Consider the following 20,260-nt stretch of genomic DNA (forward strand, 5'->3'; position numbering starts at 1 on the left):
CGCACTTATGTCTTAATCTTAGTTCATAGCCAAGGGGCAAATGAAAAAAAGAAGAGATAGAAAGTGAGAGGTGGAGACATGAATTGGATTCCTGAGATGATGAAGCGCGCGGCCAAGTACGGTGGTGATTTGGATCACCCTGAAGTAGTGGCATGGGCACATGAACAATGGCAAAAAGCAGCCAACGAGTGGCGTTATGAAGTCGACGGTGAACACCGTTTCCGCACGCAAGCTGAGCTAGCTGCGTACCTCCACGTTGGTAAGATGCAATTGACCAAGTTTATCTCAAAGGGTGTTGAAGAGTTCCAATTGCGTGGACACATGATCCGCGTCAACGACGACGTCTTTATGGCCCGTGAACAAGAAGCACAAATTAGCTAATCGCAAGCACTGCAATCTTCGGGTTGTAGTGCTTTTTCGTTAGTGGGTGGTTTGTGTCCGTCCTAACGGCCGGAGTGACCTGCCCCTTCTTTAGGCTCGCTAACCCAAGTGGACCATAACCTGTGGGGAGCGGAGTCCACGCCGATGGCGCGTACACCTTTACCTCCTCGTGGCTCTAAGCGGTAAAACCGCTAAGAACCCACACCCACGGGTCAAGGTCCACTTGGGTCTATACGCTCGGCGGGGCAGGTCACAGCAGCCGGGCAATACTATGTTTGTTTGATTGTCATCCACCACAAGACTGAAAAGGGGAACTGTTCACCATTTGTTTTCCGGTGGATGACAATCTACAACAGACTAGCATATATTGGCTGCTGTGGCTGGGGGCGGGCGCCCCGCGTATAGAACGAGGAGTGGCTAAATATGTGGCAGTAGCGCTTAACGGTTTTACCGCTTAGTGCTACAAGGGGTAAAGGTGTACGCGGCAAAGCCGTGGACTCCGCCCGCCACTATTTTGACACTCCTCGTTTAGCGGGCCCAAAGAAGCCCCCAGCCACTCCGGCCGACAGGACGGACACACACCACTAACCCCATATACTAAACAAAAAGAAGCATTTAACCCAATTAGTAAAATGTAATTAAACTGTAATAAAAACAAGAATGCTATCATAGCAGCACGTTAAACGTTTTATGAAATTTTGATTGGTAAAAAGTCATATTTACGTCATGAAATGCCCGTGCTATAGTATTTTCAACAACAAATAACCTTTTAAATTTTTAGTCCCGTGAGGCTACAAAGGGTTGCGTTGATTAGGGGTACAGGGGAAATTCAACACTCGCATGGGGAAGGACTACCACCAGACTAATCAGAAGCACAGCCTCGTGAATCACTGGATTCACGAGGCTTTTTTATTGCAGAAAAGGAGTGGCACATGCGGCATTTTGTTAACTTGAACGATTTACCAACCGAGACGATTATGACTTTGATTGCAGATGCGTTGGCTTATAAGAACGGATCAAAGGGTGTTGAACAGTCAAATCGATTGGTCGCCAATCTATTTTTTGAAAATTCAACACGCACACATTCGAGCTTCCAGGTTGCCGAAACGAACCTAGGTTGGCACCAGGTCATGATTGACCCACAAACCAGCTCAACTCAAAAAGGTGAGAGCTTGAGCGATACGCTTAAGACGCTGGGAGCCATCGGGGTAAGCGTTGTGGTGCTGCGCCACAAGATCAATGACTGGTATGCGCCATTGATTAAGGAAGCAACGCCTTACATGCCACAGCTTGTTAATGCTGGTGACGGTAACGGCCAACACCCATCACAAAGCCTGTTGGATTTGGTCACTATCTATGAAGAGTTTGGTAAGTTCGAAGGATTGAAGGTCCGCATTGTTGGTGACTTATCACACTCACGCGTGGCTCGTTCGAATGCTGAAATTTTGCAACGACTAGGCGCAACGGTTTCATTTGCTGGTCCGGAAGACTGGTACCCAGCAGATTTTGACCAGTTCGGCACGTATACGACGTTTGATGATGATTTGGCCGACTTAGATGTCGTGATGTTGCTACGTGTGCAACACGAACGCATTGCAACCGTTGAAAATGCAGACTTTTCACCAATTACGTACCACTTTGAATACGGTTTGACAGAAGAACGCTATAACACCTTGAAGGATTCGGCAATCGTGATGCACCCAGCACCAGTTAACCGCGGGGTAGAAATTGCGGATCAATTGGTTGAGGCAAGTAAGTCACGTATCTTCCAACAAATGACAAACGGTGTCTATGCCCGCATGGCGATTTTGAACGCTTTAACTGAGGAGAACTAACATGGCAAGTTTGCTAATTAAGAATGCACAAGTTGTGTCACATGATGATGAATTGATTAACCAAGACGTATTGGTTGTGGATGGCAAGATTGCAGCGATTGATGTGGTTTTGGATGCACAAGCTGACCGCGTGATTGATGCAAAGGGTGCTTTGCTAACGCCAGGTTTGGTTGACATTCACGTGCACTTCCGAGAGCCTGGGTTTGAATATAAGGAAACCATTGCAACTGGGTCAAAGGCCTCAGCGCGTGGCGGATTTACGACAGTAGCAGCGATGCCAAACTTGAATCCAGTACCAGCAACGGTTTCGGCGTTCCAACAAGTCCAAGCTAAGAATGCGAGTGATGGTGTTGTGCACATTGAACAGTATGCTGCGATTTCGGAAGGCTTGACGTCAGATGATGTGAGCGACATTCAAGCGTTGGCCGATGCCGGTGCGGTTGCCTTCACGAATGATGGTAAGGGCGTTCAAACCGCAGCCACAATGCTAACGGCAATGAAGGCGGCTGCATCTGTTGACCGTCCATTGGTGGCACACTTGGAAGATGAATCTTTGATGAACGGTGGGGTGATGAACCTTGGCAAGCGTTCTGAAGAACTTGGGCTACCCGGGATTGACCCATTGGCTGAATCATCACAACTGGCGCGTGACTTGGTATTAGCCAAGGCTGCTGGGGTGCATTACCACGTCGCTCACTTGTCAACGAAGGAATCAGTTGCCTTGGTACGTATGGGTAAGCAAATGGGCGTGAAGGTGACAGCAGAAGTTTCACCACACCACTTGTTGTTGGATGAAAACGATATTGATGGTGACAACGCCTTGTTTAAGATGAACCCACCGCTACGTGCGCCAGAAGATCGCGCTGCTGTAATCGCGGGATTGCTAGACGGCACGATTGATATGGTTGCGACTGACCATGCGCCACACAGCGTCGAAGAAAAGGAACGTTCATTTGTTGGGGCTGCGTTTGGTATTACTGGCATTGAAACGAGTTTCCAATTGCTATACACGCACTTGGTTAAGCCAGGAATTGCGAGCTTGGAACAGCTACTAAACTGGATGGTGTCGCAACCGGCCAAGGCGTTCAACTTGTCAGCGCCAACGACACTAGCTGTCGGCGAAATTGCAGACTTGGCGCTGTTCGATTTAGAGACGGCCCACACAATTACGGCAGATGAATTTGTATCAAAGGGTGTGAATACACCATTTATCGGGGAAACAATTTACGGACAAACAGTGTTGACGGTAGTCGCCGGCGACGTTGTCTATGAAGCATAAGGGGAAGAACATGAAGCGCTATCTGGTTTTGGAAAATGGTTCAGTGTATGCCGGCGAGGGGTTCGGATCATTGAAGCCGGTTATTGGAGAATTGGTTTTTAACACAGGCATGTCAGGCTACCAAGAATCAATTACTGACTTGTCTTATCACGGTCAAATTTTGACGTTTACGTACCCATTGATTGGTAACTACGGGATTAACCGTGATGATTTTGAATCATTGAAGCCTGCTGCATCGGCGATTGTCACGCACGAAATTGCGCGACGCCCATCGAACTGGCGTTCACAAATGTCAATCGCGGAATGGGCTGAAGCGATGGATTTGCCAGGTTTGACGGGCATTGATACACGTGCGTTGACGAAGGAACTCCGTGATTACGGTGTTATGAAGGCGACCATTGTTGACGAAGTAACGGAGACAACGGTTGCTGACTTGCAAGCAACGCAACTTTCAAACCAACAAGTTGCAGAAGTAACGACGAAGACAACTTATGTGAATCCAACAGAAGGTGTCTCAATTGCGATGATTGATTTTGGCTTGAAGAATTCAATTCTACGTGCGTTGTCTAAGCGCGGTGTGAATGTCATGGTATTCCCGGCTAACGTTGATGCGAAGACAATCTTGGATATGAATCCGGATGGCGTGTTGCTTTCAAACGGACCTGGTGATCCTGAGTCAGTTGAAGGTGTCTTAGATGTCATTCGTACGTTGCAAGACCGCTTGCCATTGATGGGAATTTGCTTGGGTCACCAACTATTCTCACTCGCTAACGGGGCAGAAACGTACAAGTTGAAGTTTGGTCACCGTGGCTTTAACCACGCGGTGCGCAACTTTACGAATGGTCGCGTTGACTTCACGTCACAAAACCACGGATACGCCGTTTCAGCTGAATCAATTGTTGGAACGAACCTTGAAATCACACACGAAGAAATTAACGACCACACCGTTGAAGGCGTTCGTTTGAAGAACCGCCCAGCATTCTCAGTGCAATTCCACCCAGATGCTGCGCCTGGTCCACACGATGCTGAATACTTGTTTGACCAATTTTTGGATATGATTGCTGAAGAGAAGAAGGGGGCGGCACATGCCTAAGCGCGAGGACATTAAGAAGGTTTTGGTTATCGGTTCAGGACCAATTGTCATTGGACAAGCGGCTGAATTTGATTACTCAGGTACGCAAGCGGCGATGTCATTGAAAGAAGAAGGTTATGAAGTAGTTTTGGTTAACTCAAACCCAGCTACAATCATGACTGACACTGAGATGGCAGATAAGGTTTACATCGAGCCGTTGTCATTGGAATTCTTGGAACGCATTTTGCGCAAGGAACGTCCTGACGCCATCGTGCCAACGCTGGGTGGTCAAACCGGTTTGAATATGGCCAAGGATTTATCTGAAGCGGGCATCTTGGACGAGTTGAACATCGAACTTTTGGGAACGAAGCTATCAGCCATTCAAGAGGCTGAAGATCGCGAAGAGTTTAAGGACTTGATGGATCGCTTGAATGAGCCGGTGCCCGAATCAACGATTGCGACGACAGTTGAAGAAGCGGTGGCGTTTGCCGACGAGCACGGTTACCCAGTGATTGTGCGTCCAGCCTACACGCTAGGTGGAACTGGTGGTGGTATCGCCAACGACCACGCACAATTGGTTGAGATTTCAGCGAATGGATTGGAATTGTCACCGGTTACGCAAGTGTTGATTGAGCGTTCAATCGCCGGTTTCAAGGAAATTGAATTCGAAGTGATGCGTGATGCCGCTGACAACGCCTTGATTGTGGCTTCGATGGAAAACTTTGATCCAGTTGGGATTCACACAGGTGATTCAATCGTGGTTGCGCCGGTACAAACGTTGGCTGACCGCGAGTTACAAATGATGCGTGATGCGGCCTTGAAGATTATCCGCGCCTTGAAGATTGAGGGTGGGGTTAACATCCAAATGGCCTTGGATCCTGAGTCGTTTAAGTACTACATTATCGAAGTTAACCCACGTGTATCTCGTTCATCTGCTTTGGCATCAAAGGCGACGGGTTATCCAATTGCCAAGATGGCAGCCAAGATTGCGGTGGGCTTGACGTTGGACGAAATCATTAACCCAGTAACGGGGACGACGATGGCTGAGTTCGAGCCAGCTTTGGACTACGTTATCGTTAAGATTCCACGCTGGCCATTCGACAAGTTTGCGACAGCTGACCGTCGTTTGGGAACGCAAATGAAGGCAACTGGTGAGGTGATGGCCATCGGTCGTAACATCGAGGAAGCCATGAACAAGGCCGTTCGTTCATTAGAAATTGGTGCGACGGGCTTGAACGACATTACGTTTGATAACACGACGGATGCGGATTTGCTAGATGCGTTGATGCCAGCACGTGATGATCGTTTGTTCATGATTGCAGATTTGTTCCGCCGCGGTGTGTCAATTGATGATGTCCACAACCGCACGAAGATTGATTATTTCTTCTTGGATAAGGTATTGCACTTGGTCGAGCTAGAACAAGCGTTGAAGCAAAACGTTGGGGATGCTGACACACTTGAATTGGCCAAGCGTAACGGGTTTGCAGATAAGACGATTGCTGGCTTCTGGGGCAAGACAGTCGCTGAAGTGCGCGCAATGCGCCAAGCGATGGGACTCCAACCAGTCTACAAGATGGTTGATACGGTAGCGGCTGAGTTTGAATCACAAACGCCGTACTACTACTCAACTTATGAACAGCAAAATGAGTCAGTTGTGACGGATAAGGAAAGCGTCCTTGTATTGGGGTCTGGACCAATCCGTATCGGACAAGGTGTTGAATTCGATTATGCGACGGTACATGCGGTGAAGGCAATCCAAGCTGCGGGTTACGAAGCCATTATCATGAATTCAAATCCTGAAACGGTATCAACGGATTTCTCAGTTTCAGACAAGTTGTACTTCGAACCGTTGACGTTGGAAGATGTGATGAACGTTATCGAGCTAGAGCAACCAAAGGGTGTTGTCGTGCAATTCGGTGGTCAAACGGCGATTAACCTGGCCGCACCACTTGCTGAACATGGTGTGCAAATTTTGGGAACGACGGTTGCGGACTTAGACCGTGCCGAAGATCGTGAAGAGTTTGACCAAGTGATTAAGCAACTTGGTTTGCCACAACCAGTTGGTAAGACGGCAACAACTGTGGCTGGCGCATTGGCTGCAGCGGATGAAGTTGGTTATCCAGTCCTAGTACGTCCATCATACGTTTTGGGTGGCCGCGCCATGGAAATTGTGACGAATCCAGACGAATTGACGGATTACATGGGACGTGCCGTGCAAGTCTCAAATGATCACCCGGTTTTGATTGACTCGTATTTGATGGGTTCAGAAGCGGAAGTCGATGTTTTGTCAGACGGTGAAACGGTGATTATTCCTGGTGTCATGGAACACATTGAGCGTGCTGGTGTGCACTCAGGTGACTCAATGTCAGTTTATCCAGCTCAAACGCTTTCACAAAAGGTGAAGGATGAGATGGTGGCTGCGTCAATCGACTTGGCAAAGGCAATGAACACGGTCGGCTTGATGAACGTCCAATTCGTTATTCATGAGGATACGGCATACGTGATCGAAGTTAATCCACGTGCCTCACGTACAGTGCCATTCATTTCAAAGGTGACGCACTTGAGGTTGGCACAATTGGCAACGCGCGTCATGCTAGGAGAGCGATTGGCTGACATGGGCTTTGAAACGGGTGTCATTCCTGAGCCAAAGACAGTTCACGTGAAGGCACCAATCTTCTCATTCACGAAGTTGCCAGATGTTGACTCATTGCTTGGACCAGAAATGAAGTCAACTGGTGAAGTGATGGGATCAGATTCAACGTTCGAAAAGGCTTTGTATAAGGCATTCGTGGCATCAAATGTTAAGGTGCCAACATTTGGTAACGTACTGTTCACAGTTGCTGACGAAGACAAGGCAGAAGCGCTGGCCTTGGCACGTCGCTTCGATGACCTTGGTTTCCAACTGGTTGCTACGGCTGGAACGGGCGCATTCTTCGCGCAGAACGGTTTGCGTGTTGAGGTGTTGGATAAGATTAGCGAAACTGATAACAATGCTGTGACGGCAATGCGTGAAGGTAAGCTACAAATCGTTGTGAACACCACGCGTCAAGACGGAACGACGATGTCAGATGGTCGTTTGATTCGTAACGCAGCCATTGAAAATGCGGTGCCATTGTTCACGGCATTCGATACGGTGGCGGCCTTGTTGAGCGTTTTGGAATCACAATCATTCGCTGTTACGCCAATGGACTAGGAGATAAAAAATACCCGGCTGCGGCTGGGATACATATAGAAAGAGGGAGAATTTATCATGACTGAAGATCGATTTGCAGTACAACTACCAGGTTTGGATTTGAAGAACCCATTCATGCCGTCATCAGGTTCCTTTTATTACGGACTTGACCACATGAAGGATTTTGATTTGAACAAGATGGGTGCGTTGGTTTTGAAGACAACAACGGTTGATGAACGTCGTGGTAACCCGCAACCTTGGATTATCAATACACAAGCCGGCATCATGAATTCAGTTGGGTTGGCTAATCCAGGGATGGATAAGGTAGCAACTGAAATTCTGCCTGAGTTGGAAACACAATTGCCAGACTTGCCAGTGATGATTTCAATCGCTGGTGAGTCAGTGGCTGAATATCGTACCTTGGCAAAGGTCTTTGATAAGTTCGATTACATTAAGGCATTGGAGCTTAACTTGTCATGCCCAAACGTTGATAAGGGTGGCATGGAATTCGGAGTTGATCCAGATAGCGCGGCTGAGGTTGTTGCTGCGGTTCGTGAAGTGACGGATAAGCCACTTTACGCCAAGCTATCACCAAATGTTACCGACATTAAGCCAATTGCAAAAGTTGTCGAAACCGCGGGTGCTGATGGACTAGTGCTGATTAACACAGTGGTGGGAATGAGTTTGGACATTGCATCACGCCAAGTCCGTCTTTACCGTGGTACGGGTGGCATCTCAGGCGCATCAGTTCACCCAATTGCCGTCCGCATGGTGTGGGAAGCAGCATCAGTTGTTGATATTCCAATCATTGGCGTTGGTGGTATTCGTTCAATGGACGATGCGCTAGAGTTGATGTTAGCTGGTGCATCTGCCGTGCAAGTTGGGGCAATGAATGCCGAGGACCCACTCTTCATCAGTAAGCTTGTTGATGAACTGCCAGCAGCCTTAGACAAATATAACTTTGCGTCAGTTCGGGAGATTCCGACGGCGCTACAAAAGTTCCCAGCACCTTTAACAGCGTGGGAAGCTAATCACCCAGGAGACAATTAACCGATGACAAAGCCAGTATTTATTGCCTTAGATTTCCCAGACGCCCAAACAATGTGGACGTTCTTGGATCGATTCCCAGCGGATATCCGTCCAGCGGTTAAAGTGGGGATGGAGTTATTCTACCGTGAAGGACCAGCCTTGGTTACCGCTTTGAAGGAACAAGGCTTCACCGTCTTTCTTGATTTGAAGCTCTACGACATTCCGAACACAGTGCAACAGGCGGCGAAAAATGTTGCTCGCCTGGGGGTGGATTATTTGACGGTTCACGCAGCTGGTGGTGTGCGTATGCTACAAGCGGCTAAGAACGGTGCGCAAGAAGGGGCCGACGCGGCTGGTGTGATGGCGCCCAAGTTGTTGGCCATCACCCAACTGACCTCATTTTCGGAGGAAGAAATGCAGACAACCCAGCTTGTGACGGTTTCAATGCGTGAATCAGTTATCCACTTGGCCCAACTAGCGGCCGAAGCTGGTGTCGCAGGAACGATTTCATCGGCGTTCGAATCAACAGATATTCACGCGAACACGCCAGCTGGCTTCTTATCAATTACGCCGGGTATCAGACTTGCTGGGGATGCGGTTGGTGATCAAAGCCGTGTTGTCACACCAGCACGGGCCGCCGAAATGGGCGCCGATGGTATTGTGGTTGGCCGTTCAATTACGCAGGCAACTGATCCAGTTGCTGCATATCAACTTATTGAAACAGAATTTAACGCTTAAGACGGAGAAAACTTATGACAGATTACAAAGCAGCAGTTGCCCAAGCCTTGTTGGATATTGAGGCCATTAAGCTACAACCAAATGATCCTTTCACGTGGGCATCAGGTTTGAAGAGCCCAATTTATACGGATAACCGTAAGACAATCGCTTTCCCAAAGGTTCGCAAGTTGATTGCGAAGGGATTGGCTAATTTGATTAAGCATGAGTATCCAGAAGTCGAAGTTATCGGTGGCGTGGCCACAGCCGGCATTCCGCACGCAGCTTGGGTGGCAGCCGAACTAGAATTGCCAATGATTTATGTCCGTTCAAAGCCAAAGGACCACGGTGCTGGTAAGCAAATCGAAGGTGAGCTAACGGCTGGCCAAAAGGTTGTGCTTATCGATGATTTGATTTCAACGGGTGGATCAGTTTTGGGTGCCGTTGAAGCAACCCGTCGTGAAAGTGGGGATGTATTGGGCGTTGTCTCAATCTTCTCATACGAACTACCAGCGGCTGATGAAAACTTCGCAGCAGCTGAGACACCATTTGCTTCATTGACGACCTACTCAGCTTTGATTGATGCCGCGATTGCGTCAGGTCAAGTAGATGATGCTGATTTGGAGACCCTACAAGCCTGGCGCCAAGGCCCAAAGGCATGGGGTGAAGCGCGCGGATAACGGATAGATAAACACTCGAAAAAACTTTTTATATTTTCAAGTGTTTATATTTGTAACCGCTTACAAGGTGCGTTATTATAAACGTGTACCAAAGGAAGAAAGGTAGATGATAACTTTGGAAGAAACAATTATTTCAACCACAGTAGTGCCATCATCTACCGCAATCCATGCGGGCGTGTCACAGTAATGACGCAAGATAACAACACGTATCATTTTTAAGAGATAAACACATTAGTCATGATTTGACATCTCTTGCGATCATTAGCATCGGTTACTTCGACGACGGACGATAATCCAGTGATGGATGTAAGCTTGTTCAGAGATCGGAGGCCGCTCCCGACACGGTTTGATGAAATAGTTCAAATAGCTTGGTTGCGGTAGAGATGAGACTATAGATTTGGTTGTGACCATACCTTAGCGACAGACGACTAAAGCTGCAGATTAGTCTAAGGTGGTCCCTTTACAATTGAATACAGGGTGGCGGAGTAGCGCTTCCCTAGCTATGTGTCGCAAATCATAGCTGAAGTTACCGCGGGCCAACGTGCCGGCGGTTTTTTTGCGCGAAAATTTCAGAAGATAAAGTAGACTAGGAATGTCGGAGGTTTAGACCTCCGACGTGACCAAGTCGCCCTTATCAGGTACGTCTTTGGTCTACCTCCTGACTAAAGTCAGGAGGTAGACCAACAGCTGCTGTGATAAAAATTCACAAAGCCATCACGACTACCTATCCCAAAACCGGATGATTGTTGGTAGAATGTAAGATGAGACAAATTGTGAAAGGTGACAAATCATGAATATCGGACTATTCACGGATACCTATTTCCCGCAGGTTTCCGGGGTCGCAACATCGATTCAAACGTTGCGACGTCAATTGGAAGCTAACGGACATAAGGTTTATATTTTTACGTCTACCGATCCGAAGGTAAAAAAGGGGACGCTTGAGCCGAACATCTATCGTTTTGCAAGTTTGCCATTCGTTGGATTTAAGGATCGACGCATTACATATCGTGGTGCGATTCAGGCCGTACAATTAGCTAAAAAACTACAACTTGATATCGTACACACGCAAACTGAGTTTTCGCTCGGCGTAATGGGGAAGTTTGTTGCACGTCAATTGAAGATTCCAGTTGTACATACGTTCCACACGAATTATGAAGACTACTTGCACTACATTGCTAACGGTAAGATTATTCGCCCAGGTAGTGTGGCTGTGATTGCCCGCAACTTTATGGCAGGTATGACCGGTATTATTTCGCCATCACGTCAGACATACGATACGTTGATGAAGTATAAGGTGAAGGCGCCGATTGAGATTATTCCAACCGGTGTTAATGTGCTTCACTCACCGGCAGAAGACACGAGTGTTGCCCTACGTGAAAAATTAGGTCTTAAGCCAGAGACACCAGTGGTATTATCATTGGGACGCGTTGCTTTTGAAAAGAACCTTGATGATGCGATATCAGTATTTGCTGAAGCTTTGGAAGAGGTGCCGGATGCGATGTTTGTCATCGTTGGGGGTGGCCCAGCAATGTCAGCTTTGCAAGAGCACGTTTCAGCATTAGAGATTGACGATCATGTTATTTTTACTGGAGAGGTCAATCACAACGATGTCTACGGTTACTATAAGATGGGAGATGTCTTTGTTTCAGCCTCAGTTTCTGAAACGCAAGGTCTAACCTTCATCGAAGCAATGACCGCTGATACACCAGTTGTTGCTATTCACAGTCCATATCTTGATACCATCGTGACTGATGAAAACATTGGAACGTTGGTTGATGATAGTTTTGGACTACTTGAGCCGATGGTCATGTATCTTAAGGCTAAGGCGACGGGTGAGACGATTGGCAATCCTGAGACACGGGCAGCTGTGTTGCATGAGATTGACGAACGAACATTTGGTAAACATGTCATTGATTTCTATGCAGAAGCGTTGGCTGTTTATCACGAAGAGGAGGATACGGAAGCTGCCGAAGCAAACGATGTGGAGTACTCAAAGACATTCCTGCTTCGGAATCCATTCCGACGAGATGATTAATGATTAGAATTACGATGTTTTCTTCAGCTGAAACGGTGCCTGGTCAAGGTGTTGGATCAGCCTATCGTGAGTTGATAAATTTGTTGACGGCGCGGTTTAAAGATAAGTTTCAGGTCCGCATCAATAGTTTGGCGCCGGCTGATATCAGTCACTACCACACCATTGATTTTTGGTTCTATTTGAACACGTTCTTGCCTGGCCGTGGCCGTCGCATTGGATATGTTCACTTTCTACCCGAGACGCTAGAGGGGTCGATTAACCTTCACTGGCCGGTTAAGAATATTTTTTATTGGTACGTGATGGCGTTTTATAAGCGCATGGATCACATTGTTGTCGTTAACCCAACGTTCATCGATAAACTGGTGGCCTTAGGGGTTAAGCGTGAAAAAGTCACGTACATTCCGAACTTTGTCACGAAGACGCAATTCCATCCGCTACCAGATGATCAAAAGGTGGCACTACGAAAGCAATTTGGGATTGACCAAGATGCGTTTGTTGTCTTGGGCGTTGGTCAAATTCAAGAGCGTAAAGGTATCTGGGATTTCATTGCCATGGCAAAAGATAATCCCGACTGGACGTTTGTTTGGGTTGGCGGGTTCTCATTTGGGTCAATCACTGCTGGTTACGACGAACTGAAAAAGGTTTTGGCAAATCCACCAGCTAACCTAAAATTCCCAGGAATTGTTGATCGTGCAGTTATCAACGGTTATTACAATGCGTCAGATGTTTTCCTATTGCCAAGTTATACGGAGTTGTTCCCGATGTCTGCTTTAGAGGCATTTAGCACGGGAACGCCAACGGTCTTGCGTGATTTGGACTTGTACCGCGCTATTATCGATGGCTACTACCTCGCGGGTTCAGACCGTGAAGCAATGCAATCGCAATTAACAGCGTTGCATGACCAACCTGAACTACGTGAACAACTGTCAAAGCAAGCGTTGGCTGCGTCTGAGCGTTACTCTGCTGATTATGTAGCAGGTATTTGGGAGCAATTCTATACCGAGCAAGCGGGCTTGAAAAACAAGGGGTAAGTCAATGACGAGACGGAATGGCATTGTTTTTACCATTATGATGCTAATTGGTTTGGGGATTTTTTACTGGTCTTTCCGTAAGATTAGTTGGACGCAATTTGCATCGGAAGTTAAAAACGCGAATTGGTGGTGGCTGATTGTTGCGGTTGGCGCGATGGTCGTCTATCTGTTGTTAGAAGCGGTTGTGGTTAAAATATTTGTTGACGATGCTCATGAAAAGCTGAGTTGGCGTGATGCTATTCGAGTACCCTTGGTTGAACAATTAGGGAATGGTATTACACCGTTCGCTACTGGTGGGCAACCTATGCAAATGATTACCCTTGCACAAGCGGGCATTGATCCTGGGCGTGCGGGTTCGATTTTGTTAATGAAGTTTGTGGTTTATCAAGGCATGATTGTCGTTAATTTTTTGATGGCCTTAACAATTGGTTACCACTACATTGCCGACAAACTACACGCGTGGGCAATCTTGGTTTTAATTGGTTTTGTGATTCATTTAGCAGTGATTGTGGGACTTTTGTTGGTGATGTACTGGCCGACATTGACGCGCACGATGGTTTTGCTAGTGTTTAAACCAATCAGCTGGTTCCGACCAGCGTTAGTTGAAAAGTGGAAGGGCGTTGTTGACGAGAAGATTGATAATTTTCATCGTGAAAGTGTCCGCATGAGTCATGATTGGCCAGCACTGGTCAAAGCGATTGTGGTCACGTTCTTCCAGATGGCGTTTTACTACTTAATCCCGTACTTCATTTTGTTGGGATTAGGGGTATCGCCAATTAATGTTGTTTTGGTGACGGCATTACACGTGCTAATTGTGATGGTAATTTCGTTGTTCCCAATCCCGGGTGGGACTGGTGGAGCGGAAGCGGGCTTTGCAGTCTTGTTCTCACAGTTCTTGCCATCTGCATCTGTATTGCTATTCGCCATGATGATTTGGCGTTTGATTACCTACTACCTGGGGATGTTTGCAGGTATCGTTGCCTTTAATCTGAATGCAGCGAAGAGAAGGAAATAAACATGAGTCGAGAAAGTGATTTGGTACAGATTGCACAACGCATTCGTGCCATGATGATTGACGATCGTGAAGAAATCCAAACCCGCCATTTTGACGCGTTTGGGGTGACGGTGGTGACAGTAGTCTACGACCGTCCGTCAAAGGTCTTTGCGGTTGAAGGTCTACGTGATAATAATCGGCGCTTTGCATTTGACGATGCCGATTTAGTCGCGATTGATATTTATGAGGCGCTACAAGACTTTAAGGAAACCTTTTAAATAGTTGACCACATGCGCGATTATTTAAGACGATTTTATGTTTCTTTAATGGAAGAGCGGTATACTGAATATTGTAATTTTTAAGGTCAAATGGACCTAGAGAGAAAATGGAGCGTAATAAAATGCAACGAGTAGTTTCAGTCATCAAGAAATGGTGGCCAGACTTCAACTCAACTGTAGGCTTCTTTATGCTATCGGTCTTCTTGGTATGGTTGAAGACGTATTGGGCATATAAGACTAACTTTTCACTGGGTGTACAAGGAACGTTACAAGAGTTCTTGTTGTTCTTGAACCCAATTCCAACGGCAATTATTTTGCTCGGAATTGCGTTGTACTTCCGTGGACGTATCGCTTACTGGTTGATGTTGCTAATTAACCTTGTGCAATCAATTTGGCTATTCGCCAATATGTTGTACTACCGTGAGTTCTCTGATTTCTTGTCATTGAACATCATGGGGTCTGGTGGGTCAGTTGAAAATAACTTGGGTAAGTCAATTGCGGGAATTATTCACGTATCTGACTTCCTGGTCTTTGTTGATATTATTGTCTTGATCGTCCTTTTGCTAACGAAGGTTATTAAGGTCGATAAGACGGCGGTCCAAAAGCGCTTTGCTGCTTTGGTGACTGTATTCGGTGTTTTGTTGATGTTTGTTGGTTATGGTATTGCTTCTAAGGACCGTTCAGGGCTTTTGACGCGTACGTTTGATAACAACTACATCGTTAAGTATCTTGGTTTGAATGAGTATGCAGCATATAACATTTTCAAGACGAAGCAGACTGCGGATGTTAAGAAAGAAGCTAAGGCATCAGACCTAGATAAGATTAAGAAGTTTGTTGATGGTAACAAGACGTTGGAAAACTCTGTTTACTTCGGTAAGGAGAAGGGTAAGAACGTCATCATGTTCCACTTGGAGTCATTCCAACAATTCTTGATTGATTACAAAGTAAATGACGTTGAAGTAACGCCAAACTTGAATGCGTTCTATCACGATCAAAATACATTGGCCTTTGATAACTTCTATAACGAAGTTGGTCAAGGTAAGACGGCCGATGCCGAAACAATGTTGGAGACGGGATTGTTTGGTACCGCGTCTGGTTCAGCAATGGTTAACTACGGTACATCTAATACGTACCAAGCCGTGCCAGCTATTTTGGACCAGAAGGGTTACACGACGGCCGCCTTCCACGGTGACGTTGCCTCATTCTGGAACCGTGATAACACGTATAAGTCTTGGGGATATGATTACTTCTTTAGTAAGCCATACTTCAAGGATGCGGATAACGCGAACTACAACATTGGTTATGGTATGAAGGATAAGATTTTCTTGCAGGATTCTGCTAAGTATCTTGAGCAACTGCCACAACCATTCTATTCAAAGATTATTACAGTGACGAACCACTATCCATATGACTTGGATAAGCAAAACATTTCAATTGAGAAGACGACGACCGGCGACAAGACTGTCGATGGTTATGTGCAAACGGCACGTTATCTTGATCAAGCATTCGGTGAATTCTTAGCCTGGATGAAGAAGTCAGGTTTGTACGATAACTCAATGATTGTTTTGTACGGTGACCACTACGGTATTTCAGAGAATCACCCAGCAGCGATTGCAAAGTTGATGGGGAAGAGTTCTGTTAACTCATATGACTTGGCAAACTGGCAAAAGGTACCATTCATTGTGCACGCGCCAGGCTTGCAAGGCGGTATTAACCACACGTATGGTGGTGAAATCGATGTGATGCCAACAATTTTGCACTTGCTTGGTGTTTCAACGTCAGATAATGTGCAATTTGGTCAAGATTTGTTAGCACCTAACCGCAAGCAAGTTGTGCCATTCCGTAACGGTGACTGGGTATCCGCTGAATACATGAAGTATGGTGGTAACTACTACGTTACAACGACTGGTACAAAGATTAAGCCAAAGGAAGATCCACGTGCTAAGCAAATTATCGATGAGACGCAAGCATACGTAGATAAGATGCTAACGTACTCAGATGATGTGCAAACAGGTGACTTGCTACGCTTCTATACACCAGAGGGATTCAAGAAGGTCAATAAGAAGGACTACTCATATAAGAAGACCGATGGACTTGCTCTCTTGAAGAAGATGGATAAGCAAAGCGATACGACTTTGATTGATCAGCACAACCACACGTCTACAATGAGTGACTATGTGACGGATGCGCCTGAATTAGGTGGACAACCACAAACAATTCAACAAGCTGTTTCAAGTAGTGGATCTTCAAGTGAAGAAACACCAACCGACGACACAGCACAACAATAGTACGAAAGCACTTCAGCACTTGCTGAGGTGCTTTTTTGCATCTCTGGATTGTTCGGAAAAATTCGATATAACAAAGTAGTTGACGAACGTTCGTGGATGGGGTATATTATTTAAGCACTCAAATGAGCGGTACAAAATGTATTCGATCAATGGGTTGTGATTCATAAAAAGAAGTTGAAATTGGTTGTTGACAATCGGTTAAGTCTTCTGTAATATATATTAAGTCGCTTCGGGGTATTTGATACTTATGAACGACATATGAAAATTGATTGAAATTAGTTGTTGACATTTCATTCTTTCTTCTGTAATATGTATTAAGTCGTCAAGGTGACGACGTAGGTCATTGAAAACTGAATATCGTTTCGATGAAACAAATGTGTAGGGTCATCAAGCTAAGCTTGATGCAAAAACATTTGCGAAGTCAATTCGCTAGTAAATTTGTTTAACTTCTATTAAACAACAAAAATTGAGTTATACTCAAACTTCAAATTGAGAGTTTGATCCTGGCTCAGGATGAACGCTGGCGGCGTGCCTAATACATGCAAGTCGAACGCTTTGTGGTTCAACTGATTTGAAGAGCTTGCTCAGATATGACGATGGACATTGCAAAGAGTGGCGAACGGGTGAGTAACACGTGGGAAACCTACCTCTTAGCAGGGGATAACATTTGGAAACAGATGCTAATACCGTATAACAATGACAACCGCATGGTTGTTATTTAAAAGATGGTTCTGCTATCACTAAGAGATGGTCCCGCGGTGCATTAGCTAGTTGGTAAGGTAATGGCTTACCAAGGCGATGATGCATAGCCGAGTTGAGAGACTGATCGGCCACAATGGGACTGAGACACGGCCCATACTCCTACGGGAGGCAGCAGTAGGGAATCTTCCACAATGGGCGAAAGCCTGATGGAGCAACGCCGCGTGTGTGATGAAGGGTTTCGGCTCGTAAAACACTGTTGTAAGAGAAGAATGACATTGAGAGTAACTGTTCAATGTGTGACGGTATCTTACCAGAAAGGAACGGCTAAATACGTGCCAGCAGCCGCGGTAATACGTATGTTCCAAGCGTTATCCGGATTTATTGGGCGTAAAGCGAGCGCAGACGGTTATTTAAGTCTGAAGTGAAAGCCCTCAGCTCAACTGAGGAATTGCTTTGGAAACTGGATGACTTGAGTGCAGTAGAGGAAAGTGGAACTCCATGTGTAGCGGTGAAATGCGTAGATATATGGAAGAACACCAGTGGCGAAGGCGGCTTTCTGGACTGTAACTGACGTTGAGGCTCGAAAGTGTGGGTAGCAAACAGGATTAGATACCCTGGTAGTCCACACCGTAAACGATGAGTGCTAGGTGTTTGAGGGTTTCCGCCCTTAAGTGCCGCAGCTAACGCATTAAGCACTCCGCCTGGGGAGTACGACCGCAAGGTTGAAACTCAAAGGAATTGACGGGGACCCGCACAAGCGGTGGAGCATGTGGTTTAATTCGAAGCAACGCGAAGAACCTTACCAGGTCTTGACATCCCTTGACAACTCCAGAGATGGAGCGTTCCCTTCGGGGACAAGGTGACAGGTGGTGCATGGTTGTCGTCAGCTCGTGTCGTGAGATGTTGGGTTAAGTCCCGCAACGAGCGCAACCCTTATTACTAGTTGCCAGCATTCAGTTGGGCACTCTAGTGAGACTGCCGGTGACAAACCGGAGGAAGGTGGGGATGACGTCAAATCATCATGCCCCTTATGACCTGGGCTACACACGTGCTACAATGGCGTATACAACGAGTTGCCAACCCGCGAGGGTGAGCTAATCTCTTAAAGTACGTCTCAGTTCGGATTGTAGGCTGCAACTCGCCTACATGAAGTCGGAATCGCTAGTAATCGCGGATCAGCACGCCGCGGTGAATACGTTCCCGGGTCTTGTACACACCGCCCGTCACACCATGAGAGTTTGTAACACCCAAAGCCGGTGGGGTAACCTTCGGGAGCCAGCCGTCTAAGGTGGGACAGATGATTAGGGTGAAGTCGTAACAAGGTAGCCGTAGGAGAACCTGCGGCTGGATCACCTCCTTTCTAAGGAAAATCGGAAACCTACACATTCATTGAAACGATATTCAGTTTTGAGTGACTTACACTCAATTAAATACATCATGGGGAATTAGCTCAGCTGGGAGAGCACCTGCTTTGCAAGCAGGGGGTCATCGGTTCGATCCCGATATTCTCCATTGCAACCTTCGGGTTGCAACATTAGTTCTTTGAAAACTGAATCATAATTGTAAATTTTTAAATTCATTTAATATTGTTAATCAATATAAATTGAGCCGAAAAAATACACCGCGTAATTTTTTGAGTTTTTTAAATTAGTTTAAAATCGCTTGTGGCCTTGAGCCACATACTCAAACTTATATCATCAACGTCAGTTGATAGGTTAAGTTATTAAGGGCGCATGGTGGATGCCTTGGCACTAGGAGCCGATGAAGGACGGGACTAACACCGATATGCTTCGGGGAGCTGTAAGTAAGCTTTGATCCGGAGATTTCCGAATGGGGGAACCCAACTTGTTATGCAAGTTATCACCTAATGAATATATAGTTAGGTTGAAGGTAGACGTTGTGAACTGAAACATCTCATTAGCAACAGGAATAGAAAGAAAAATCGATACCGTCAGTAGCGGCGAGCGAAATCGGTAGAGCCCAAACCAAAGTGCTTGCACTTTGGGGTTGTAGGACTGACATTGTGGAGTTACAAAGTTAACATTTAGCAGAATCAGCTGGGAAGCTGAGCGAGACAGGGTGATAGCCCCGTATGCGAAAAGTGTTGACCTCCCGTCAGGATCCTGAGTACGGCCGGACACGTGAAATCCGGTCGGAATCCGCGAGGACCATCTCGCAAGGCTAAATACTCCCTAGTGACCGATAGTGAACCAGTACCGTGAGGGAAAGGTGAAAAGCACCCCGGAAGGGGAGTGAAAAAGTTCCTGAAACCATGTGCCTACAAGAAGTTAGAGCCCGTTAATGGGTGATAGCGTGCCTTTTGTAGAATGAACCGGCGAGTTACGATACCATGCAAGGTTAAGGTGGAAAGACCGGAGCCGTAGCGAAAGCGAGTCTGAAATGGGCGAATTAGTATGTTGTTGTAGACCCGAAACCAGGTGACCTACCCATGTCCAGGGTGAAGGTGCGGTAAAACGCACTGGAGGCCCGAACCCGTGCATGTTGAAAAATGCTGGGATGAGGTGTGGGTAGCGGTGAAATTCCAATCGAACTTGGAGATAGCTGGTTCTCTCCGAAATAGCTTTAGGGCTAGCCTCGGAATGTAGCGTGTTGGAGGTAGAGCACTGTTTTGGTGCGGGGCCCATCTCGGGTTACCAAATTAAGATAAACTCCGAATGCCAATCACGTATGTCCGGGAGTCAGACAGTGAGTGATAAGATCCATTGTCGAAAGGGGAACAGCCCAGATCGTCAGTTAAGGTCCCTAAGTG

General features: G+C 46.5%; 13 protein-coding genes, 1 tRNA gene and 2 rRNA genes (1 of these 16 only partly in view). All 16 read left to right on the plus strand.

Features of this window, described 5'->3' with window-relative positions; translation table 11 throughout:
• Window positions 1-78 precede the first annotated feature (78 nt).
• Complete coding sequence (locus ACAW68_02625) at window positions 79-381, plus strand: hypothetical protein (protein ID XGA16481.1); 303 nt, start codon at window positions 79-81, stop codon at window positions 379-381.
• Between the two features lie 932 nt (window positions 382-1,313).
• Window positions 1,314-2,216 carry an aspartate carbamoyltransferase catalytic subunit gene (locus ACAW68_02630; GenBank protein XGA16482.1) on the plus strand — a complete coding sequence of 301 codons (903 nt, stop codon included), beginning with the start codon at window positions 1,314-1,316 and terminating at the stop codon, window positions 2,214-2,216.
• Between the two features lies 1 nt (window position 2,217).
• Window positions 2,218-3,495, plus strand: coding sequence for a dihydroorotase (locus ACAW68_02635; GenBank protein ID XGA16483.1), 1,278 nt, complete (start codon window positions 2,218-2,220; stop codon window positions 3,493-3,495).
• 10 nt (window positions 3,496-3,505) lie between these two features.
• Entirely contained in the window at window positions 3,506-4,588 is a 1,083-nt protein-coding gene (locus ACAW68_02640) for a carbamoyl phosphate synthase small subunit (GenBank protein ID XGA16484.1), read from the plus strand.
• Window positions 4,581-7,760: a carbamoyl-phosphate synthase large subunit gene (carB, locus tag ACAW68_02645; GenBank protein ID XGA16485.1), complete on the plus strand. Its 3,180-nt coding sequence runs from the start codon at window positions 4,581-4,583 to the stop codon at window positions 7,758-7,760. Before ACAW68_02640 ends, carB begins: the two co-directional genes overlap by 8 nt.
• Window positions 7,761-7,817: 57 nt before the next feature.
• Window positions 7,818-8,789, plus strand: a complete 972-nt coding sequence (locus ACAW68_02650) for a dihydroorotate dehydrogenase (protein XGA16486.1) — start codon at window positions 7,818-7,820, stop codon at window positions 8,787-8,789.
• A 3-nt stretch (window positions 8,790-8,792) separates the two neighbouring features.
• Complete coding sequence (gene pyrF, locus ACAW68_02655; protein XGA16487.1) at window positions 8,793-9,506, plus strand: orotidine-5'-phosphate decarboxylase; 714 nt, start codon at window positions 8,793-8,795, stop codon at window positions 9,504-9,506.
• Window positions 9,507-9,520: 14 nt separating this feature from the next.
• Entirely contained in the window at window positions 9,521-10,162 is a 642-nt protein-coding gene (pyrE, locus tag ACAW68_02660; GenBank protein XGA16488.1) for an orotate phosphoribosyltransferase, read from the plus strand.
• A gap of 790 nt (window positions 10,163-10,952) precedes the next feature.
• On the plus strand, window positions 10,953-12,197 hold the full coding sequence (locus ACAW68_02665; protein XGA16489.1) for a glycosyltransferase family 4 protein: 1,245 nt from the start codon (window positions 10,953-10,955) through the stop codon (window positions 12,195-12,197).
• Window positions 12,197-13,228: a glycosyltransferase family 4 protein gene (locus ACAW68_02670; GenBank protein ID XGA16490.1), complete on the plus strand. Its 1,032-nt coding sequence runs from the start codon at window positions 12,197-12,199 to the stop codon at window positions 13,226-13,228. Before ACAW68_02665 ends, ACAW68_02670 begins: the two co-directional genes overlap by 1 nt.
• Window positions 13,229-13,232: 4 nt before the next feature.
• Entirely contained in the window at window positions 13,233-14,243 is a 1,011-nt protein-coding gene (locus ACAW68_02675; protein XGA16491.1) for a YbhN family protein, read from the plus strand.
• A gap of 2 nt (window positions 14,244-14,245) precedes the next feature.
• Window positions 14,246-14,500 (plus strand): DUF1797 family protein, encoded by a 255-nt coding sequence (locus ACAW68_02680; protein ID XGA16492.1) that lies wholly within the window; start codon window positions 14,246-14,248, stop codon window positions 14,498-14,500.
• Window positions 14,501-14,622: 122 nt separating this feature from the next.
• The gene (locus tag ACAW68_02685; protein ID XGA16493.1) at window positions 14,623-16,788 is read left to right on the plus strand and encodes an LTA synthase family protein; all 2,166 of its coding nucleotides are present in this window, start codon (window positions 14,623-14,625) and stop codon (window positions 16,786-16,788) included.
• A gap of 485 nt (window positions 16,789-17,273) precedes the next feature.
• Window positions 17,274-18,850 (plus strand): 16S ribosomal RNA (locus tag ACAW68_02690).
• 79 nt (window positions 18,851-18,929) lie between these two features.
• Window positions 18,930-19,002, plus strand: a tRNA-Ala gene (locus tag ACAW68_02695).
• 201 nt (window positions 19,003-19,203) lie between these two features.
• Window positions 19,204-20,260, plus strand: a 23S ribosomal RNA gene (locus ACAW68_02700); it runs 1,858 nt beyond the window's last position.
• The 16S and 23S rRNA genes sit together here with 1 tRNA gene alongside, the layout of an rRNA operon.

It is taken from the genome of Weissella confusa, assembly GCA_041871065.1.
In the GTDB taxonomy this organism is placed as follows: Bacteria; Bacillota; Bacilli; order Lactobacillales; family Lactobacillaceae; genus Weissella; species Weissella confusa_A.